This window comes from Profundibacter amoris (assembly GCF_003544895.1).
Taxonomy (GTDB): Bacteria; Pseudomonadota; Alphaproteobacteria; order Rhodobacterales; family Rhodobacteraceae; genus Profundibacter; species Profundibacter amoris.
Window position 1 is genome coordinate 2,195,856 of sequence record NZ_CP032125.1, and the last position, 19,396, is coordinate 2,215,251.

The following is a 19,396-nucleotide window of genomic DNA, read 5'->3' on the forward strand; positions in this document are numbered from 1 at the left end:
TCATTTTTGCAAAATGACGGGTTCTATGTGATAGAGCTTTGGATTCTTATTTCCACCAGAAAGCACCCCCAATGTTCCTGACCGGCATCCCCATAGCAGTCCTTATCGCCATTCTCACCGGCCTGATCTGCCGCGCCATCGGCATGGACGCCCGCGCGGCCAAACCGGTGATCTTGCTGTCAGCCCTTGGCGGGTTCCTGATGGGCGCGACCGTCCCCTATCTGCTGCCGCATCTGCTGACCCCGTAACGGATCATTCAACGTAAACGGCTGCCCTGATAATTCGCGCAACAGTTTTTTCAGGATTGCCCGCCGGTAGTCCTGAAAATCCGCCGCCTTTTCGACAAAACTGCCCGTGCCGGTGATCAGATTTGCCTCGTACCACAGATGCAGCCCCGCAATATCGGTTTCAATCGCCAACCCGTTGACCGTAATCCCTTTGGCCGCCGCCAAGGCCCGCGCCTGTGGCAATTCCACCGCCTCCTTGACCCAGGGCTTTGACTCCGGCCCGTCCCCCGAAACATCAATCACCAACCGGCTGGCGGGCATGGGGTTTTCCTCTAACATATTGATTGCATAGACCAATCCATCGCCAATATTGGTCCCGCCGCCACCAATCGCGGGCACGCCGGGGGCGGAAATCTTGAATTTCTCGATCTCGGTTGCAAAAGCCTCGAACGTCCCGTCCGGCCCCAGTTCAAACCACGCGGTCGGGTATTTCGGATAGGCCGCGTCCGACCAGATCAGCACCGCCGCCAGCACCCTGCCCCTTGGCCCCGCCCGCACCGCGCGTTGCACCGCAGGGGTGCGCAGGGCGTTTGTGATGCCGTCGATTTGCAGGCGGAATTCGCTGGGGTCAACCGACCCTGACGCATCCACCGAAATCACGATTTTCACATCGACTTCAACGGGTTGGGCAGCGGCAATATGGGCAAAGAGCAGGCAGATCAGGGCAAGGACAACCCTCACACCAGCACCCCGTTCTCCATCCGCACCACGCGATCCATCCGCGCCGCCAGCTCCATGTTGTGGGTGGCGATCAGGGCCGACAGGCCCGTGTCCCGCGCCAGCGCCATCAGGGTTTCAAACACCTGATCCGATGTTGCAGGGTCAAGGTTGCCCGTCGGCTCGTCCGCCAGCAGGATCAGCGGTTCATTGGCCAGCGCACGACAAAAGGCCACCCGCTGTTGCTCGCCGCCCGACATCGCGGCTGGCCGGTGATCGGCCCGATCGGCCACACCGACATTGCCCAGCAATTCCAGCGCGCGGCGCTCGGCCACGGACTGCGAAACGCCGTTGGCCAGTTGCGGCAGAACGATGTTTTCCAGCGCCGAAAATTCCGGCAGCAGGTGGTGGAACTGATAGATAAAGCCAACCTCGTCACGGCGCACGGCGGTGCGTTTGCGGTCCGATTTACCACTCATATCCTGCCCGTTAATCAGCACCTGCCCCTGATCCGCCGTATCCAGCAGACCGGCGATGTGCAGCAGGGTGGATTTACCAGCACCCGAAGGTGCCACCAGCGCCACCACTTCGCCCTGATCAACCGTCAGGTCGGCACCCCTCAGCACCTTGATTTCATTGGGTTTGCCGCGATTGTAGGTTTTCACGATCCCGTGCAGTTCCAGCATTGGCTTACTCATAACGCAGGGCCTCCACGGGGTTCATCCGCGCAGCGCGGCGGGCCGGAAAGATGGTCACGATAAATGACAGGCCCAATGATAACGCGATGGCCGACATCACGTCCTTGAACTGCAACAGTGCAGGCAATTTATAGATGCCCCGCACCGAGGCATCCCAGACCTGCCCGCCCGACGCGCCGCTGACAAAGGCCAGTATCGGGTCGAAATACAGCGCGAACAGGCAGCCGAGGATCACCCCGAACAATGTGCCCAGCAATCCGGTCAGCGCACCGCAGATGAAAAACACCCGCAGAACCGAGCCTTCGGTCAGCCCCATAGTGCGCAAAATCCCGATGTCGCGGCCCTTGTTTTTCACCAGCATCACAAGGCCGGAAATGATGTTCATCGCGGCGATCAGCACCAGCACCGACATCAGCACGAACATCACGTTGTCCTCGACCGTCAGGGCCCGCAGGAAGGCACCCGAGGCGTCGCGCCACGTCCACAGCACTGTGCGGTCCCCGCCGGCGCGCAGCAGGTCCAGCGCCATGTCGTCCACCTTTTCAGGCTCGGCAACCATCACTTCCAATTCGTCCGCCACGCCCTCGCGGTTAAAGAAACTCTGCGCTTCCTTGAAGGGCATATAGATGCGGATGCCGTCGATGTCGTAACGGCCGACCGAGAAGATATAGACGACCTCGTAAACCTTTACGCGGGGGCTGACGCCAAAGGCGGTTTTGGTGCCGTTGGGGGAAATCAGCTTGATCTTGTCCCCCACCCCGAGGCCCAGCGTGTTGGCGATGCCTTTGCCGATGGCAACCCCGCGGTCAAAGTCGTCAATATTTCCGATTTGGTCTTCACCCGAGGCGATCCGCGGTATTCCCTTCAGATCCTCAAGGCTGATGCCGAACACCTGTGCGCCGGTGTTATATTGCCGGTTGTTCGCCATCACCTGCCCCTTGATCAGCGGGGCAACGCGGGTGACGCCGGGGATTTGGCGGATACGCTCGGCCTTTTCCTTGTAATCCTCCATCACGCGGCTGGTGCGGCCACTGTCGTCCACCGTGATCGAGTTGAACACCGTCACATGGGCGTTGGCACCCAGAATGGTATCGACGAATTCGGCCCGAAAACCGGCCCGCACAGCCAGGGTGATGATCAGCGCGGCCACGGCCAGCGTGATGCCGATCAGGGAAATCCACGTCATAATGCTGACACCGCCTTCGGCACGTTTGGCGCGCAGGTAGCGCCAGGCGATCATCCATTCGAATTTTGAAAAGGGGGCGGTTTTTCCGGCCAAGGTCTCTGCTCGCTTCTTATGTTGCTTTGGCGCGGAGTCTGGGGGGATGCGCGCGGATGGTCAAGCGGGGAATGGGCAAATGGGCGTGATTATGTGATAATGTGTGAATGCCAATCACCCGTCATTTTGTGAAAATGGCAGCGCCCGACCTGGTGGGCGCCTGACGTCATGGTCTTCACGGATAGAACAGTTGTTTAATTTCTGGCATATCAACCGGTTGCACCGCTGCATAGCGCCCTCCATGGGGAGGTCGGGCGCTGTCATTTTTGCAAAATGACGGTTCCGCGAAAGCAACCGCTTTATACTGGAATAAAACGCCGCGTGAACCGCCGCAAGCCCCCGAACAACAAGCCAAGCCCCAGCCAACCGGCCAGAAAGCCAATCCCTGCCGCAATAAACCCGTCTGTCGTAACAGGCACGGCGGGTTTGAAATCATCCCATGTGCGCTGCGCCAGATCGGTATCGGAGAAGCGATAGAACTGCCCCAGCCGTTCCAATGGCGTTGCGCTGCGCAGGGCGGTCAGGTTGCCGGACAGGCGCTCGTAACGCTGGATCGAGGTTTCGATCGTATCGCGCAGCCCTTCCTGAAAATCGTCGCCCTGCATGCTGTTCAAGGCCTCTTGCAGGGTCAGCCCGCTGGCTGTGGCGGTCAGATCAAAGGCCACCACCACGCCGCGCAATTCATCCACCGCGCCGGACATGCGCTGCATATATTGCTGCGAGAATTCGGGAAATTGCGACAACGCCACCGCGCCTGCGATCCCGCCCGCCATGGTCAGCGTTCGTATCATTTTGCCTGCCTACTGCTTTTTGTTTTGCAAACAGTATAGCAGGAAATGGCGGAGGCGAAAAGCGCCTGCCATTTTCCGCAGCGGTGGCGGTGTGGCGGCGGGGTGAACCCCGCCCTACAGGCTGGCGTAGATCTCGACCACTTTGGCGGCGGCCTGTTCCGGCGGCATTTCCACGCTTTCGCCGGTTTTGCGGCTGGTCAGTTCGACCACGCCGTTTTTCAACCCGCGCGGGCCAACGGTGATGCGCCACGGCAGACCGATTAGGTCCATCGTTGCAAACTTGCCGCCTGCCCGTTCATTCCGGTCGTCATAAAGCGGCTCAAGCCCCGCAGCGATCAGCGCGGAATAGAGACTCTCGCAAGCCGCATCCGCCGCATCATCACCCTGTCGCAGATTGATGATACCGCAATGGAAGGGCGTGACACCTTCGGGCCAGATGATGCCCTTGTCGTCGTGCGACGCCTCGATGATCGCGCCCAGCAGGCGGGACACACCGATGCCGTGGCTGCCCATATGCACCGGCACATGATCGCCCTGATCATTGACCACGGTTGCGCCCATTTTGTCCGAATAGGTGGTGCCGAAATAGAAGATCTGCCCAACCTCGATGCCACGGGCCACGCGGCGGCGGTCCTCGGGCACCTCGTTGAATTCCGCTTCAACATGGGTTTCGTCGGTGCGGGCGTAAAGACTGGTGAATTCGTCCATCACCGCCTGACACTGCGCCACATCGTCAAAATCAATGTCGCGTTTGCCCAGCGAAATATCGGTGACTTTGCTGTCATAGAACACTTCGCTTTCGCCGGTGTCGGCCAGCACAAGGAATTCATGGGTGTAATCGCCGCCAATCGGGCCGGAATCCGCGCGCATCGGGATTGCTTGCAGGCCCATGCGTTCGTAGGTGCGCAGATAGCTGACCAGATGACGGTTATAGGCGTGCAGCGCGTCCTCTTTGGTCAGATCGAAGTTGTAGCCGTCCTTCATGAAAAACTCGCGGCCGCGCATCACGCCGAAGCGCGGGCGGATCTCGTCGCGGAATTTCCACTGGATCTGGTAAAGGGTCAGCGGCAGGTCCTTGTAGCTTTTGACATAGGAGCGGAACACATCGGTGAACATTTCCTCGGCCGTGGGGCTATAGAGCATGTCGCGCCCGTGCCGGTCCTTCATGCGCAACATTTCCTCGCCATAGCCGTCATAACGCCCGCTTTCGCGCCACAGGTCTGCCGATTGCAGCGTGGGCATCAGCATCGGGATATGGCCGGCGCGCTGCTGTTCCTCGTGCACGATGTTCTCGATCTTTTTCAGCACCTTGAACCCCAGCGGCAGCCAGGAATAAATTCCGGCGCTGGCCTGTTTGATCATACCGGCGCGCAACATATAGCGGTGCGAAACGATCTGCGCCTCGGCAGGGGTTTCTTTCAGAACGGGCAGAAAATAGCGCGACAGTCGCATTTGGTCACCTTTGGACATGGGAATTCGGGTTGCCAAGGGGTTTAGGATAGCTGCGCGCAACAGACAAGAGCCGTTTCAACGCCCGCCCATAGCCTCTTGAAACCTACGCCCGCATGGGCGATGTGTTGGGAAACCGGATCGTTAGGGACATTTCATGGCGCTGCCTGCACGCGAACAAACAAAATACTGGAGCATCGCCACGGCGGTGTTTCTGGTCGTTCTGTGGTATCTGGGCGATGTGATCCTGCCGTTCGTTCTGGGCGGGGCGATTGCCTATTTCCTTGATCCGATCGCGGACCGGCTGGAAAAGATAGGGCTTTCGCGGGTCTGGGCCACCGTGGTGATCACCTTTTTCGGGATCATCATATTCACCCTGATGGCGCTGCTGATCATCCCGACGCTGGTGGAGCAAACCATCGCGCTGATCAATTCCGCCCCCGAGATTTTCACCAAACTGAAAAATTTCCTGACCGAACGCTTCCCGTCCTTGATGGATGCCAATTCCACCCTGCGCCATTCGCTGGAAGGGCTGGGTGTGGCGATTCAGGACAAAGGGGTTCAACTGGTCAACGGGGTTCTGTCCTCGGCGATGAGCCTGATCAACATCGTTGTGTTGATGGTGATCGTGCCCGTGGTCGCGTTTTACATGCTGCTGGACTGGGACCGGATGGTGGCCAAGATCGACGCGCTGTTGCCACGCGACCATGCGCCGATAATCCGTCGGCTGGCCCGCGAGATTGACAAAACGCTGGCCTCTTTCATTCGCGGACAAGGCACGGTTTGCCTGACCATGGGGACGTTTTACGCCATCGGGCTGATGCTGGTGGGGCTGCAATTCGGCTTGCTGGTCGGGGCCTTTGCCGGTCTGATCACCTTTATCCCCTATATCGGGGCGCTGATCGGCGGGGCGCTGGCGATCGGGCTGGGCCTGTTCCAGTTCTGGGGCGATTGGGTGTCGCTGGGGCTGGTGGCCGGTGTCTTCATGCTGGGCCAAGCACTGGAGGGCAACGTGATCACCCCGAAACTGGTGGGCAACAGCGTGGGCCTGCACCCCGTCTGGCTGATGTTTTCGCTGTCAGTGTTCGGGTCCATGTTCGGCTTTGTCGGGATGTTGGTGGCGGTGCCGGTGGCGGCCAGCATCGGTGTGATCATCCGCTTTGCGATCGAGCAGTACAAACAGGGGCGACTGTATCAGGGGCTTGCCGGTCAGACCGGGGACGAACCGGAAACCGGCGAACTGCCCAAAACCGAAGAAACCTGATCCATGGCCGAACAGATGACATTCGAGCTGCCCGTCAAAACGGCGCTGGGGCGTGACGATTTTTTTGTCTCGCCGATCAATGCGCTGGCAGTGCAGATGCTGGAAAACTGGCCCGCCTGGCCCAACCACAAACTGGCGCTGACCGGCCCCAAAGGGGCGGGCAAAACCCATCTGGTGCAGGTCTGGGCGACGGATACCGGCGCAACCGTGCTGCCCGCGCGTGAACTGCCCAAGGCCGACATCCCCGCGCTGGTTGATGCCCCGATTGCCATCGAGGACATCCGCGAAATTGCCACCGATATGCCCGCCCAAGAGGCGCTGTTCCATCTGCACAATCTGGCGCAGGCCCACGGCACCCCGCTGTTGCTGACCGCCGACATCGCGCCGAACCATTGGGGCCTGACCCTGCCCGATCTGCAAAGCCGGATGAGCGCGACCACCATCACCACCCTGCCCGCGCCTGATGACGCTTTGTTGGCGGCGGTGCTGGTGAAACTGTTTGCGGATAGGCAGATCACGGTGCAACCCGACCTGATCGCATACCTACTGAAACGCATGGATCGCTCGTTTGATGCCGCCGGCCGGCTGGTTGCGGCGCTGGACAAATCCGCCCTTAGCAAGGGCAAACCGATCACCCGCAAACTGGCGGCAACGGTGCTGGACAATTCCCCCTGAAATGCGCCATACTGGGACCAGTATACTCCCTTACATTCCGGCCCAGATATGACCCACGCAGATTTCCTGAAATCGCCCTTTGACGCCGCCAAAACCCTGCCCGACGACGAATGGGCCGGACCCAAGCGGTTCTTTAACCGCGAATTGTCGTGGCTGGCGTTCAACTGGCGTGTGCTGGAAGAGGCCGAAAACCCCCGCGTGCCATTGCTGGAACGGCTGCGGTTCCTGTCAATTTCCGCCACCAATCTGGACGAATTCTTTACCGTGCGCGTCGCCGGCTTGCAGGAACTGGCCGACGCAGGTAACACCACGCCCGCCGCCGACGGGCTGACACCGGCACAGCAACTGGTGCTGATCAACGCCGATGCGCGCAAACTGTTGCAGGAGCAACAGCGCGTCTGGAACGACTTGCGCATCCTGATGGAAGGCGAAAACATCCTGCTGCTGAATGCCGAAACGTTAAGCGAAGCAGACAGGGAATTCGCCCGTGATTTCTTTCTGACGCAAGTGTTCCCTGTCCTGTCGCCACTGGCGATTGATCCCGCGCACCCCTTCCCCTTCATCCCGAACGAAGGCTTCGCGCTGGCCCTGAAACTGGAAAACCTGAGCACCAAACGCCCCTTGCAGGCCCTGTTGCCGATCCCGCACCAGATCGACCGTTTCATCGCCCTGCCCTCCGACGGTACCGCGCTACGCTATCTGCCGCTCGAGGAACTGCTGCTGCTGCACCTTGATGCGCTGTTTCCGGGCTATCAGGTCAAAGGCCACTGTGCCTTTCGCGTGTTGCGCAACAGCGACCTTGAAGTCGAGGACGAGGCCGAGGATCTGGTACGCGAATTCGAGGTGGCCCTGAAACGCCGCCGCCGTGGCGATGTGGTGCGCATGAAGCTCTCGGCCGGGGCGCCTTCGGGTCTGCGCCGTCTGATTACCCGCGAGCTGCACGTCGAGGATGACGAGGTGGTCGAGATCGACGGTATGCTGGGCCTGACCGATCTGTCGGAACTGGTCACCGATGCCCGCCCCGATCTGCTGTGGCCCAATTTCACCCCGCGGGTGCCCGAACGGGTGCTGGATTTTGACGGCGACATGTTCGCCGCAATCCGGCAAAAGGACATGCTGTTGCATCACCCCTATGAAACCTTCGACATGGTGGTGCGCTTCCTTGAGCAGGCCGCGCGTGACCCCGATGTGGTGGCGATCAAACAGACATTCTATCGCACCTCGCGCAATTCCCCCATCGTCGCCGCCCTGTGCGAAGCCGCCGAGGCGGGCAAATCCGTCACCGCACTGGTTGAACTGAAAGCCCGTTTTGACGAAGCCGCCAACATCCGCCAGTCCCGCCATCTGGAACGCAGTGGCGCGCATGTGGTTTACGGGTTCATCAACTATAAAACCCACGCCAAAATCAGTGTGGTTGTGCGCCGCGAAGGGGACAAGCTGGTCACCTATACCCACTTTGGCACCGGCAATTACCACCCGATCACCGCGCGGATTTATACCGATCTGTCGCTGTTCACCTGTAACGCTGCCCTTGGGCGGGACGCCACCAAAGTGTTCAACTATCTGTCCGGTTACGCCCAGCCTGACGGGCTGGAAAACCTTGCCATTTCCCCGCTGAACCTGAAATCCAGCCTGATCGACAGCATCAAGCGCGAAGCGGCATTTGCAGCCGAAGGCAAACCTGCCGAAATCTGGGCCAAGATGAATTCTCTGGTTGATCCCGACGTGATCGACGCGCTTTATGCGGCATCAAAGGCCGGTGTGAAAATCAGCCTTGTCATTCGCGGCATCTGTTGCCTGCGCCCCGGCATCAAAGGGCTGTCCGACAATATCCGCGTCAAATCCATCGTTGGCCGTTTTCTGGAACATTCGCGCATTGTCTGCTTTGGCAACGGCTATGGTCTGCCCGCCAAAAAGGCCCGCGTTTACATTTCCTCTGCCGATTGGATGGGCCGCAACCTGAAACGCCGGGTTGAAACCCTGGTCGAGGCAACGAACGCCACCGTCAAGGCCCAGATCATGAGCCAGATCATGGCCGCCAATCTGGCGGACGAGGCCCAGAGCTGGGTTCTCTTCCCCGATGGCCGCTACCTGCGCCCAAAAACCGCACCCGACGCGCATCCGTTCAATTGCCACCGTTTCTTTATGGAAAACCCCTCTTTGTCGGGCCGTGGCAAGGCCGGCGCGGCCGATGTGCCCGAACTGACCCATACCAAAGATTGACGCGGCGTCCCTGCCCGCTGCAAACTGCGTATGGATAACAGGGGGTGAATCAATGGACAACACAACCGAAGACTGGGGCCCCTTTGGCCGCCCGCTGTTTGACGACCCCTCCACCCGCGCCTTGTCGCGCGTCGGGGTGGTCGACGTGGGGTCCAACTCGGTCCGTCTGGTGGTGTTTGACGGCGCCGCCCGCAGCCCCGCCTATTTCTACAACGAAAAAATCATGTGTGCCCTTGGCGCGGGCCTGCCCGAAACCGGCCACCTGAACCCGACGGGACGCGAACGGGCCTTGGCGGCAATCAAGCGGTTTCAACTGCTGGCCGAAGGCATGGACATCCCGCCGCTGACCGCCGTGGCCACTGCCGCCGTGCGCGAGGCCAGCGATGGCGCGGATTTCTGCGAAGAGGTACTGCGCGAAACCGGCCTGAATATCTATGTGATCGACGGCCAGGAAGAGGCACGCCTGTCGGCACAGGGCGTATTGCTGGGCTGGCCCACGGCGAACGGGCTGGTTTGCGATATCGGCGGCTCGTCGATGGAACTGGCCGAGGTCGCCGAGGGGCGCGTGGGGCGGCGGCTGACCTCGCCGCTGGGTCCGCTGAAGCTGTCCAATGTGAAGGGCGGCAAGAAGGGGTTGAAGAAACATATCAGCGGGATTCTGGACGATCTGCACGACCGGATTCCGGTCGAGGGCAAGCGGCTGTTTCTGGTCGGCGGATCATGGCGGGCGATTGCGCGGATCGACATGCTGCGCCGTGGGTACCCGCTGACCGTGCTGCACGAATACCGGATGACGCCCAAATCGGTGATGGAAACAGTGAAATGGATCAATACCCACGATCTGGAAGAACTGCGCGCCCAGACCGGCACATCACAGGCGCGGATGGTGCTGGTGCCGGTTGCCTGCGAGGTGCTGAAACGGGTGGTGCGCAAATTCAAGCCCAAGGAAATCGCCATCTCCAGCTATGGCATCCGCGAAGGTATGTTGTATGAGCAAATGCCGCAAAAGCTGCGCGACCGCGACCCGCTGATCGAGGCCTGCCGTTTTGCCGAGTCCAAAGACGCCCGCTGGCCCGGCTTTGGCAAGCAGCTCTATAATTTCATCCTGCCGCTGTTCAAATCCGCCCCGGATGACCGCAAACGCCTGATCCTTGCCGCCTGCCTGTTGCATGACGTGACATGGCGCGCCCATCCCGATTACCGCGCCGAGGTCTGTTTTGACAACGCCACCCGCGCCAATCTGGGCGGATTGCGCCACCGCGAAAGGGTATTTCTGGGGCTGGCCTTGCTGCACCGTTACAAGAACAGCCGCGAAGGGACACGGTTTGAGCCGATGGTGGAATTGCTGGCGCAGAAGGATGCGGTGGATGCCGAGGTGGTGGGCAAAGCGATGCGTTTTGGGGCCATGCTGACGGTGGATGCTTTGGATAAAATGGCCAACCTGCGCTATTTCCCCAAGAAAAAGCAACTGGAACTGCGACTGGACGAAACCGGCCGCGGGCTGTTTGGCGAAGTGGCCGAGGCGCGGTTCATGTCACTGGCCGCCGCCCTTGGGGCCAAGGTCGAGATCAAGAAACTACGGTGACGACAGCAATTACAATCCTTGCCATTTTTGCACTCACTGTTCTGCTGTTCGGCCTTGCCGTGCGTTACGGATTTCGTGCGCCCCGCATCAAGGAAACCGGTGACCCGGCCGATTACGGGCTGGATTTTCGCACGGTCAGTATCCCCGGCAAGAACGGCGCGAACCTGTTTGGCTGGCATATTCTGGCCACGGATGCACCCGCCGCCCCCACCATCCTGATCATGCACGGCTGGGGCGTGAATGCCGAAGTGATCTTGCCTGTGGCCGTGCCCCTGTGCAGGGCCGGTTACAACGCCTTGCTGCTGGATGCGCGCAATCACGGCTCCAGCGACAGCGGCGGGCCATCGTCCATGCCCACCTTTGCCGAGGACATCGAAAGCGGGCTGGACTGGCTGAAGCAGCAACCCGAAACCGGCAAAATCGCCCTGCTGGGCCATTCCGTCGGGGCGGCGGCCACTTTGCTGGTGGCATCAAAGCGGCACGATATGGATGCGGTGATCTCGATTGCCAGCTTTGCGCATCCTGAATGGCTGATGCAGCGTTATTTGCAAAGCCTGCACCTGCCCAAATGGCTGATCAAACTGGTATTGCGTTATGTGGAGCGGATCATCGGTCATCGGTTTGACGATATCGCCCCGATCAACACCCGATGCAAAATAACCTGTCCGGTGCTGCTGGTGCATGGGGATGCGGATAAAACAATTCCGGTAAAGGATTTACAGGCGATTGCCGATAACTGCAAGGATCACAAGGCTGAAATCCTGCTGATCCCGGATGGCGATCACGATTCAGTTGATAAAATCGAACAACACAGCGCCGAATTGCTGTCCTTACTGGCTCGCGCAATGCCCCGAAATCTTTAAAAGATTTCGTCCTGTTTTCTTTTAAAGAAAACAGCCACCCCTACAGCTCGATCTCGCCCTCTTCCAATGGCTTCTCGATCTCTAGCGGTGTCTTGCGGCGGATGATGATGTCGCCATTGGGCAGAACCTCGGGCGGGTAATAATTGGTGAAATCCCCGATCATTTCCCGCAGTTGCGCCAACCCCGGCCCCATTTCCTCGGCCAAGCCTTTCAGGTCTTTCAATGCCGGCTCCATCTCGGTCATCAGACCGCGAAAAAGCAGCTTGGCACCCTGTTCCATCAGGCTCAGGCCTTCCTCCATCCCGCCCTCGTCCGTGTTTTCCGCATAAGCGGGCGACAAGGCCAGACAGGCGGCGATTGTTATGGCTGCTATCTGTTTCATGCCCCCAATATAGGGCATCCCGCCCCGTTTTGTAAGGTCACAGATCAATATCAATCGTCACCGGAAAATGATCCGAGGCCGTCAGCAGCGCCTCCCGCAATTCCGGCATGTGGTAACATTCGGGATCGTCGAACGGATGCCAGATACGCCAGCGGGGGTGTCTGGCGTTCAGATCGGCCGATACCATGATGTAATCCAGCAGCACCGACAGATAGCGGTTTTCGCGTTTGATATAAAACCGCGAGGTCGCCGGTTTTGCCCCCAGTTTGCGTGACAGGATCATTTCAGCATGCGGATCATACAGGGATTCACGCCCGTCCTCGCCCAGCACGATTTCCACGCTGGAGCGGCCGAACAGTTTTTCGTATTCGTCCAGCCCGGGACCATCGTTGAAATCGCCCAGCACCATCACGGGTTCACCGGCGTCCAGATGTTCCTGCACACGCTGGCGCAACCAGATACATTGCGCCATCTGTTTGCGGCGATTTTCAATCGCTTTGCGCATCACCTCGACAGCGCCACGGGCACCGTGGGGGGCCTTGGATTTGATATGCACACCGATCATGCGAAACCGGATGCCGGTTTTGGTTTTCGCGGCCACCTCGAGCGGCGGTTTGGAAAAGGTGATCAGTTCCGGCGTGGCATCCACATCCAGATCGCGGCGAAACACACTGTCAAACCGGGGCGAGTTGAACGAGCCTTTCTTGCCCGTCTGCTGCCCCTTCGGGTCATGGCGCGCGGTCATCACATCGGGGTCATAGAGCAGCCCGATTTCCTGCTGGGTGTCATTCTGGAACCCGATCAGCGCCTTGCGGGTGCGCAAACCGAACTGCTTGGCAAAATTCTCCAATGCCCGCACGCCATCGCGCCGATGGCTGCCATCGGGGGCCTCGATCACCATCACCGCGTCCGCATTCATCGCGGTAAACACCTTGGCCACCGCCTCGAATTGCTGCGCCCGCGTTACATCATGCCTGCGCGACCATTCCCCATCCAGCAACGGCTGGCCATCCTTGCCAAACAGCGCATCAAACCATTCCACATTATAGGTGGCGATGCGCATCAGACCGGCGCCTTCTGGATTTCTTCCCATGCCGCATTGATCTGGCGCAACCGCGCCTCGGCCAGTTTCACGGCCTCTTCGGGCACACCGCGGGCCTGCATCCGGTCAGGGTGGGTTTCGCGTACCAGCCGCTTATAGGCTGCGTGGATTTCCTCAAAAGACGCCTCGGGCCCTACCCCCAGTACCGCATAGGGATCGGGCAAGGCATCGGTCACGAACATCGACCGCATGGTGCGGAACTCGCGTTCCTCGATGCCGAAAATACGCCGCACGCGGTCCAGAAAATCATCCTCTTTCGGGTGATATTCCCCATCGGCCAGCGCGATGAAAAACAGCCCTTCCATCAGATCACACAGCGGTTCGCGCCTATCCCCGAACATACGCTTGATCCGGCGGGCGTATTCCTCGAAACCCGCCACATCCTGCCGCGCCAGATTAAAAATCCGTGCGGCGTTGGCCTCTTCCTGCGGCGGAATGGTGAAAACCTCGCGAAAGGCAGCAACCTCGTCGCGCGTCACCTGCCCGTCGGCCTTGGCCATCTTGGCCCCCAGCGCGATCACCGCAATGGTAAAACCCACCGTCTGTTCCGGCGGGGTGCGCAACCGGTCGAATACCTTGGACAGCCCTTCACCACTGGTAAGGGCGGACAGGGCATCGGCTATGCGGGTCCATAATGACATATTGGCAGGATAGCGGGTATTTTCGGGGCTGTCAGGTCATGTATTCAATAGTTTTTGCAGTAATATCAGATCCAGCCAACGCCCTGCCTTGCGCCCCACCTCGGGCAGCCGTGCCACTTCGGTAAATCCAAGCGCCTGATGGAAGCGGATGGCCGCCGGGTTTTGGGCGCTCACCCCTGCCACCATTGCATGGATTCCGTCTTGGCCCGCCTGATCCAGCAAGCTTTGCATCAGTTTACGCCCGATCCCCTGCCCGCGTGCGTTTGGGGCCAGATGGATCGTTACCTCGCCGGTGTGGCGATAGCCGGGGCCAGCCCGAAACGCACCGTAGGTGGCAAAGCCCGACACATGATTGCCAATATCCGCCACCAGCACGGGTTGGGTTTCCAGCAGCTGAAGAATGGAGTGAGTGGTCTTTTCCTTGGTGGTAAAGGTGATCACCGGATCATGGATAATTCCGTTCCAGATATCGGCAATCACCGCCGCATCCCTGGGGGTTGCCGCACGGATCGTCATTGCAATATCCGAATCCCGTGCGGCGTTTCGATTTCGGCGCGGTATGCCACGCGATCCCCCTGCACTACGGCGACCCTTGGATCGGCAAACCCGCCCAAGGCCTGCTGCAATTCATCCGCCTGAGGATGCGCCACTTCAAGCCGGCGCAATCGGCACCCCGTATCCGCCAGCAAATCCACCGGATGCAGCGCCCCTTGCCACTGGATCAACGCCGGATAGGCATTGTCAAACGGCAAACCCCCATCCGCCGGCACCGCCATCCGCCAGCGCAAATCCCCGCGCGACAGGGCCACCGGCACACCTACCCCGTCAGGGCTGGCAGCGATTGCATCCTCCAGATCATCACTGCGGTAAATCCAGTTGGTCAGACGTGGCGCGCCGTTGAAATGGTCCAGATCAAACCAGCGTGGATGATCCGGCGCCGGGGCCTCGGGGTTGATCGAGATCACCTCGAGATACACATCCCCCAGCCCCAACAGCCGGTTATGCGTGCCCATCAACGGGTGCTTCCCTCCGCCCGACAGGGACACGCCCAAGGCCTGTTCGACGGCCGCAGTACCTTCGTCCAGTGTGTCTGCCGCAACCGCGATATGGTCCAGTTTAAACATTCCCGACCTTTCCATTGGAATTACCCGTTACACCACCATAAATTCGCTGGTCCGTCTATTGAAAATCGGACGGCAAGCCCCATCTATCTTCAAACCTGACTGTTTCTATTATATAAGGACTAACATGCCCCTTCTTCGCGCTTTCGACCGCTTCTTCAAACATGACGCAGCGGGGGGCATATTGCTGATGCTGTCGGCCGTGATGGCGATGGTTGTCGCCAACTCCGCTTTCGGGCCGTATTACGAGGCCGCCCTTGGATCCTACCTGAAAATTACCCTGAACGACACGGGGCTGTCCAAACCGTTGATCCTGTGGATCAATGACGGGTTGATGGCGGTTTTCTTTTTCCTGATCGGGCTGGAACTGAAACGCGAATTGCTGGAAGGCAAGCTGAAGAACCCGCGCGATGTTATGCTGCCGGGGTTTGCCGCTCTCGGGGGCATCGCCATTCCGGCGCTGATCTATGTCACGCTGAACTGGGGGCAACCCGACACCATTGGCGGCTGGGCCATTCCGGCGGCCACCGATATTGCCTTTGCGCTGGGGATTCTGGCGATGGTGGGCAAACGCGCACCTGCATCGCTAAAGATATTCCTGCTGACACTGGCCATTCTGGATGATCTGGCCGCGATCCTGATCATCGCCCTGTTCTATACGGCAGAACTGAAAATCGACTATCTGCTGATGGCGCTGGTCCCGCTGGCCGCCATGTTCTGGCTGAACCGGCAGGGCACCCACCGTGTGGCACCGATGCTGTTGCTGGGCGTGATCCTGTGGGTTCTGGTGCTGAAATCCGGCGTTCATGCAACCGTTGCGGGGGTTCTGACCGCCTTCTTCATCCCGATGAAAGACAAGTTCGGCAAATCCCCCCTGCACGCGCTGGAACACGGGCTGGCCCCCTATGTGCTGTATCTGATCGTGCCGATCTTTGCCTTTGCCAATGCCGGTGTTGTGCTACAGGGCATGACCTCTGCCGACCTGCTGGCACCTTTGCCACTGGGCATTTCTCTGGGGCTGTTTCTGGGCAAACAGGCGGGCGTATTGGGGGCGGTTTACCTAATGGTGAAGTTCGGCTTTGCCCGACTGCCCAGCGGAGCAAACTGGGGCCATATCTATGGCGTGGCCTGTCTGGCGGGGATCGGATTTACCATGTCGCTGTTCATCGGCTCGCTCAGCTTTACCGATCCGGCCCTGATGAACCAGGTGCGCCTCGGGGTGCTGGCCGGTTCTCTGGTCTCGGCGGTTCTTGGCTATAGCGTTCTGCGGTTAATGCGGGCGCCGAAAGAGGCACCCGCGGAGGTCCGAGGCTAACCCTTTGACTCGCGCAAAATCCGCAGGATGTCCTGCGCGGCCTCGGGGATGTTTGTCCCGGGGCCAAAGATCGCCTTGACGCCCGCGTCATACAGGAACTGGTAATCCTGCTGCGGAATGACCCCGCCGCAGATGACGATAATATCGTCGGCACCGGCATCTTTAAGCGCCTGCACCAATTTGGGCGCCAGCGTTTTGTGCCCCGCCGCCTGTGACGAAATCCCGACCACATGCACGTCATTGTCAACCGCATCCTGCGCCGCCTCTTCCGGGGTCTGGAACAGCGGGCCAACGTCCACGTCGAAACCGATATCGGCGAATGCTGTGGCAATCACCTTGGCCCCGCGGTCGTGCCCGTCCTGCCCCATCTTGACCACCAGCATACGCGGGCGGCGACCCTCGGCCTCGGCAAATTCCTCGACCGATTTCTGGATGGCGGCAAAACCCTCGTCGCCCTCGTAAGCCGCGCCATAGACACCCGCGAGAGTTTTCACCTCGGCGCGGTGCCGTCCGAATGTTTTTTCCATCGCCATGCTGATTTCCCCCACTGTTGCCCGCGCCCGTGCCGCGTCGATCGCGACCTCCAGCAGGTTGCCTTTGCCCGACGCAGCCGCCTGTTCTAGCGCCAAAAGTGCTGCGTCACAGGCTGCCTGATCGCGTGTGCTGCGGATTTTTTTCAGGCGTTCCACCTGACTTTCGCGCACCGCTACGTTGTCGACATCCAGAATGTCGATCGGATCTTCCTTGTCCAGACGGAATTTGTTCACGCCGACGATCACCTCGTCACCACGATCCACCGCCGCTTGTCTGCGCGCCGCCGCTTCCTCAATCCGCAGCTTGGGCATGCCCGAGGCCACCGCCTTGGTCATGCCGCCCATCGCGTCGACCTCTTCGATGATTTTCCAGGCCTCGTCCGCCAGATCGGCGGTCAGTTTTTCAACGTAATAGGACCCCGCCAGCGGGTCGACCACCTTGGTCACGCCGGTTTCGTTTTGCAGGATCAACTGGGTATTTCGGGCGATACGGGATGAAAAATCCGTTGGCAAAGCAATGGCTTCGTCAAAAGAGTTCGTGTGAAGGGATTGCGTCCCACCCAGCACCGCGCTCATCGCTTCATAAGCCGTGCGCACGATATTGTTGTAAGGATCCTGTTCCTGCAGGGACACGCCGGATGTCTGGCAATGGGTGCGCAGCATCAGGGATTTTTCGCTCTTCGGATTGAATTCGGACATGATTTTATGCCACAGGAACCGCGCGGCGCGCAGTTTGGCGGCTTCCATGAAGAAATTCATACCGATCGCGAAAAAGAAGCTGAGCCGCCCCGCAAAGGCATCCACATCCATGCCCCGTGCCAGCGCCGCGCGGACATATTCGCGCCCGTCGGCCAGTGTGAAGGCCAGTTCCTGCACAAGGTTCGCGCCCGCCTCTTGCATGTGATAGCCGGAAATCGAGATCGAATTGAAACGCGGCATGTTTTTCGATGTGAATTCAATGATATCCGAAACGATCCTCATGCTGGGTTCGGGCGGATAGATATAGGTGTTGCGCACCATGAATTCTTTCAGGACATCGTTCTGGATGGTGCCCGACAGGGCCGCGCGCTCCACCCCCTGTTCTTCGCCCGCGACGATGAAAGACGCCAGCACGGGGATCACTGCACCGTTCATGGTCATTGAAACCGAAACCTTGTCCAGCGGGATGCCGTCAAACAGGATTTTCATATCCTCGACACTGTCGATCGCCACACCGGCCTTGCCCACATCGCCCACCACGCGCGGGTGATCGGAATCGTAACCACGGTGAGTGGCCAGATCAAAAGCAACCGAAACCCCCTGCTGCCCCGCGGCCAGCGCCTTGCGGTAAAACGCATTGCTTTCCTCGGCGGTAGAGAAACCGGCATACTGCCGGATCGTCCAGGGGCGCCCTGTATACATAGTGGAACGCGGCCCACGGGTGAACGGCACCTCGCCGGGCATACTGCCCATATGGTCCAGCCCCGCGGCATCGTCCTCGGTATAGACCGGCTCAACGTCAATGCCTTCGGGCGTATGCCACGTCAGATCGTCCAGCGGCCGCCCGCGCAGCTCTTTTTGGGCGCGCTTAGCCCATGCTTCTTTCTTGTTGGTCATTGGAATGTCCTCTTTCCATTTCCCACGGCCGCAGATGTATCCCTGCTGGTCCGCTGTCTGTGTTTTCCACATATGTCGCCAGCCCGTCCGCGCCCCCGCGCAGCCAGGCGATATCTTCGTCATACTGTCCCTGAAACGCCGCGATATGATCCGTGCCAAACGGTTGCCAGCGCGAATAGTCGTCCCGCAACCGATCTGCCGCCGCATGATTGCCCCGGTCCAGAAACACCTTGCGGATTTTGGCACAGCTTGGCGAGGCATTATGCCAGTCCCGCCGCCCGCGCATCATCACCGGCACACGTCCGTTGTTGATCATCGCCAGTTGCTGGTCGGACTGGCCCACAAACCCCTCGAACGGCCAGACCACCAGCTCCGCCGCCGGAAACACCGCCGCCACATCGCGGATCACATCCTGCCAGCGGCGCGACTGGGTGACCAGCCGGTCCAACAGCCCGTCATCCGGCGCCTTCCAGCCCCGTTGTACCATAAACGCCAACACCGAGGCCCAGTATTTGTCATAAGAGCGGATCGAGATCGCCACCCGTTTGCAGTGGAACCCGAAACCGGAGGCGAACCGGTCCAGCCGCGCCTGCGCATCCCCGTAGAGCCGCGCCGTTGACAGGTTGTCCCACATCGAGCCGATCATATTTTCCTCGCTCACCACAAGCGAAGCCAATCCGACCTGTTCCAGCCGGTCCAGTTCCATCCGGATCAACCCGTTTGCACGTTCGCCGCGCCGCTGCGCATCGCGGTTCACCTTGTCCGGCCGTTTCACCAGCCCCGAAAACAGGCCCGACCGCGTGCGGTTCGGTCCCCAGAATTCGGTGCCGATTTCGTTCAGGTGGTCCCGGTTATCCTCAAGATAGGTCTGGAACGTGGTGGTGCCGGTGCGATGGGCACCGATGTGCAGGATAACATCCATAAGCCGCGAAACT

General features: G+C 59.7%; 19 protein-coding genes. 7 read left to right on the plus strand and 12 right to left on the minus strand.

The window, feature by feature from the left end:
• Positions 1 to 71 precede the first annotated feature (71 nt).
• Positions 72 to 248, plus strand: coding sequence for a hypothetical protein (locus BAR1_RS18025; protein WP_162891759.1), 177 nt, complete (start codon positions 72 to 74; stop codon positions 246 to 248).
• Here BAR1_RS18025 and BAR1_RS10985 read toward each other — a convergent pair.
• The 5 genes from BAR1_RS10985 to proS all read right to left on the minus strand — a co-directional run bounded on the left by BAR1_RS10985 (position 180) and on the right by proS (position 5,164).
• Entirely contained in the window at positions 180 to 968 is a 789-nt protein-coding gene (locus BAR1_RS10985) for a DUF1194 domain-containing protein (RefSeq protein WP_118943059.1), read from the minus strand. The genes BAR1_RS18025 and BAR1_RS10985 overlap by 69 nt on opposite strands.
• Positions 965 to 1,642: an ABC transporter ATP-binding protein gene (locus BAR1_RS10990; protein WP_118943060.1), complete on the minus strand. Its 678-nt coding sequence runs from the start codon at positions 1,640 to 1,642 to the stop codon at positions 965 to 967. Before BAR1_RS10990 ends, BAR1_RS10985 begins: the two co-directional genes overlap by 4 nt.
• Positions 1,635 to 2,921: a lipoprotein-releasing ABC transporter permease subunit gene (locus BAR1_RS10995; protein WP_407681512.1), complete on the minus strand. Its 1,287-nt coding sequence runs from the start codon at positions 2,919 to 2,921 to the stop codon at positions 1,635 to 1,637. The genes BAR1_RS10990 and BAR1_RS10995 overlap by 8 nt, the downstream gene beginning before the upstream one ends.
• Positions 2,922 to 3,220: 299 nt before the next feature.
• Complete coding sequence (locus BAR1_RS11000) at positions 3,221 to 3,712, minus strand: DUF2937 family protein (RefSeq protein WP_118943061.1); 492 nt, start codon at positions 3,710 to 3,712, stop codon at positions 3,221 to 3,223.
• A gap of 114 nt (positions 3,713 to 3,826) precedes the next feature.
• The gene (gene proS, locus BAR1_RS11005) at positions 3,827 to 5,164 is read right to left on the minus strand and encodes a proline--tRNA ligase (protein ID WP_118943062.1); all 1,338 of its coding nucleotides are present in this window, start codon (positions 5,162 to 5,164) and stop codon (positions 3,827 to 3,829) included.
• Between the two features lie 154 nt (positions 5,165 to 5,318).
• On the opposite strand from proS, the gene BAR1_RS11010 reads away from it, so the two are divergent.
• The 5 genes from BAR1_RS11010 to BAR1_RS11030 are packed head-to-tail and all read left to right on the plus strand — an operon-like array spanning position 5,319 to position 11,771.
• Positions 5,319 to 6,425, plus strand: coding sequence for an AI-2E family transporter (locus tag BAR1_RS11010; RefSeq protein ID WP_118943063.1), 1,107 nt, complete (start codon positions 5,319 to 5,321; stop codon positions 6,423 to 6,425).
• Between the two features lie 3 nt (positions 6,426 to 6,428).
• Complete coding sequence (locus tag BAR1_RS11015; protein ID WP_118943064.1) at positions 6,429 to 7,100, plus strand: P-loop NTPase family protein; 672 nt, start codon at positions 6,429 to 6,431, stop codon at positions 7,098 to 7,100.
• 48 nt (positions 7,101 to 7,148) lie between these two features.
• A complete protein-coding gene (locus tag BAR1_RS11020) occupies positions 7,149 to 9,323 on the plus strand; it encodes an RNA degradosome polyphosphate kinase (protein WP_118943065.1) in 2,175 nt (724 codons plus the stop codon).
• Between the two features lie 52 nt (positions 9,324 to 9,375).
• Positions 9,376 to 10,908 carry a Ppx/GppA family phosphatase gene (locus BAR1_RS11025; protein WP_118943066.1) on the plus strand — a complete coding sequence of 511 codons (1,533 nt, stop codon included), beginning with the start codon at positions 9,376 to 9,378 and terminating at the stop codon, positions 10,906 to 10,908.
• On the plus strand, positions 10,905 to 11,771 hold the full coding sequence (locus tag BAR1_RS11030; protein WP_118943067.1) for an alpha/beta hydrolase: 867 nt from the start codon (positions 10,905 to 10,907) through the stop codon (positions 11,769 to 11,771). The genes BAR1_RS11025 and BAR1_RS11030 overlap by 4 nt, the downstream gene beginning before the upstream one ends.
• 40 nt (positions 11,772 to 11,811) lie before the next feature.
• Here the strand turns inward: BAR1_RS11030 and BAR1_RS11035 are convergent, their stop codons facing one another.
• Genes BAR1_RS11035 through BAR1_RS11055 form a run of 5 tightly spaced genes read right to left on the minus strand, consistent with a single transcriptional unit; the run spans position 11,812 to position 15,020 of the window.
• Positions 11,812 to 12,153 carry a hypothetical protein gene (locus BAR1_RS11035; protein ID WP_118944443.1) on the minus strand — a complete coding sequence of 114 codons (342 nt, stop codon included), beginning with the start codon at positions 12,151 to 12,153 and terminating at the stop codon, positions 11,812 to 11,814.
• A 37-nt stretch (positions 12,154 to 12,190) separates the two neighbouring features.
• Positions 12,191 to 13,216, minus strand: a complete 1,026-nt coding sequence (locus tag BAR1_RS11040; protein WP_118943068.1) for an endonuclease/exonuclease/phosphatase family protein — start codon at positions 13,214 to 13,216, stop codon at positions 12,191 to 12,193.
• A complete protein-coding gene (locus tag BAR1_RS11045) occupies positions 13,216 to 13,896 on the minus strand; it encodes a molecular chaperone DjiA (RefSeq protein ID WP_118943069.1) in 681 nt (226 codons plus the stop codon). The genes BAR1_RS11040 and BAR1_RS11045 overlap by 1 nt, the downstream gene beginning before the upstream one ends.
• Before the next feature lie 36 nt (positions 13,897 to 13,932).
• Complete coding sequence (locus BAR1_RS11050; protein WP_118943070.1) at positions 13,933 to 14,412, minus strand: GNAT family N-acetyltransferase; 480 nt, start codon at positions 14,410 to 14,412, stop codon at positions 13,933 to 13,935.
• Positions 14,409 to 15,020 carry a VOC family protein gene (locus tag BAR1_RS11055; RefSeq protein WP_118943071.1) on the minus strand — a complete coding sequence of 204 codons (612 nt, stop codon included), beginning with the start codon at positions 15,018 to 15,020 and terminating at the stop codon, positions 14,409 to 14,411. The genes BAR1_RS11050 and BAR1_RS11055 overlap by 4 nt, the downstream gene beginning before the upstream one ends.
• A gap of 124 nt (positions 15,021 to 15,144) precedes the next feature.
• Between BAR1_RS11055 and nhaA the strand changes: the two genes are divergently transcribed.
• Positions 15,145 to 16,332: a Na+/H+ antiporter NhaA gene (nhaA, locus tag BAR1_RS11060; RefSeq protein WP_118943072.1), complete on the plus strand. Its 1,188-nt coding sequence runs from the start codon at positions 15,145 to 15,147 to the stop codon at positions 16,330 to 16,332.
• Here the strand turns inward: nhaA and scpA are convergent.
• Positions 16,329 to 18,461, minus strand: a complete 2,133-nt coding sequence (gene scpA, locus BAR1_RS11065; protein ID WP_118943073.1) for a methylmalonyl-CoA mutase — start codon at positions 18,459 to 18,461, stop codon at positions 16,329 to 16,331. The genes nhaA and scpA overlap by 4 nt on opposite strands.
• Positions 18,433 to 19,383 (minus strand): hypothetical protein, encoded by a 951-nt coding sequence (locus BAR1_RS11070; RefSeq protein WP_162891760.1) that lies wholly within the window; start codon positions 19,381 to 19,383, stop codon positions 18,433 to 18,435. The genes scpA and BAR1_RS11070 overlap by 29 nt, the downstream gene beginning before the upstream one ends.
• Positions 19,384 to 19,396: the final 13 nt, after the last annotated feature.

What these genes read in the sequence shown, in the direction of transcription:
- BAR1_RS18025 (WP_162891759.1), top strand. Translation starts at nt 72, where the DNA reads ATGTTCCTGACCGGCATCCCCATAGCAGTCCTTATCGCCATTCTCACC.
- BAR1_RS10990 (WP_118943060.1), bottom strand. Translation starts at nt 1,642, where the DNA reads ATGAGTAAGCCAATGCTGGAACTGCACGGGATCGTGAAAACCTACAAT.
- BAR1_RS11000 (WP_118943061.1), bottom strand. Translation starts at nt 3,712, where the DNA reads ATGATACGAACGCTGACCATGGCGGGCGGGATCGCAGGCGCGGTGGCG.
- proS (WP_118943062.1), bottom strand. Translation starts at nt 5,164, where the DNA reads ATGCGACTGTCGCGCTATTTTCTGCCCGTTCTGAAAGAAACCCCTGCC.
- BAR1_RS11010 (WP_118943063.1), top strand. Translation starts at nt 5,319, where the DNA reads ATGGCGCTGCCTGCACGCGAACAAACAAAATACTGGAGCATCGCCACG.
- BAR1_RS11015 (WP_118943064.1), top strand. Translation starts at nt 6,429, where the DNA reads ATGGCCGAACAGATGACATTCGAGCTGCCCGTCAAAACGGCGCTGGGG.
- BAR1_RS11020 (WP_118943065.1), top strand. Translation starts at nt 7,149, where the DNA reads ATGACCCACGCAGATTTCCTGAAATCGCCCTTTGACGCCGCCAAAACC.
- BAR1_RS11025 (WP_118943066.1), top strand. Translation starts at nt 9,376, where the DNA reads ATGGACAACACAACCGAAGACTGGGGCCCCTTTGGCCGCCCGCTGTTT.
- BAR1_RS11035 (WP_118944443.1), bottom strand. Translation starts at nt 12,153, where the DNA reads ATGAAACAGATAGCAGCCATAACAATCGCCGCCTGTCTGGCCTTGTCG.
- BAR1_RS11040 (WP_118943068.1), bottom strand. Translation starts at nt 13,216, where the DNA reads ATGCGCATCGCCACCTATAATGTGGAATGGTTTGATGCGCTGTTTGGC.
- BAR1_RS11045 (WP_118943069.1), bottom strand. Translation starts at nt 13,896, where the DNA reads ATGTCATTATGGACCCGCATAGCCGATGCCCTGTCCGCCCTTACCAGT.
- BAR1_RS11050 (WP_118943070.1), bottom strand. Translation starts at nt 14,412, where the DNA reads ATGACGATCCGTGCGGCAACCCCCAGGGATGCGGCGGTGATTGCCGAT.
- BAR1_RS11055 (WP_118943071.1), bottom strand. Translation starts at nt 15,020, where the DNA reads ATGTTTAAACTGGACCATATCGCGGTTGCGGCAGACACACTGGACGAA.
- nhaA (WP_118943072.1), top strand. Translation starts at nt 15,145, where the DNA reads ATGCCCCTTCTTCGCGCTTTCGACCGCTTCTTCAAACATGACGCAGCG.
- scpA (WP_118943073.1), bottom strand. Translation starts at nt 18,461, where the DNA reads ATGACCAACAAGAAAGAAGCATGGGCTAAGCGCGCCCAAAAAGAGCTG.
- BAR1_RS11070 (WP_162891760.1), bottom strand. Translation starts at nt 19,383, where the DNA reads ATGGATGTTATCCTGCACATCGGTGCCCATCGCACCGGCACCACCACG.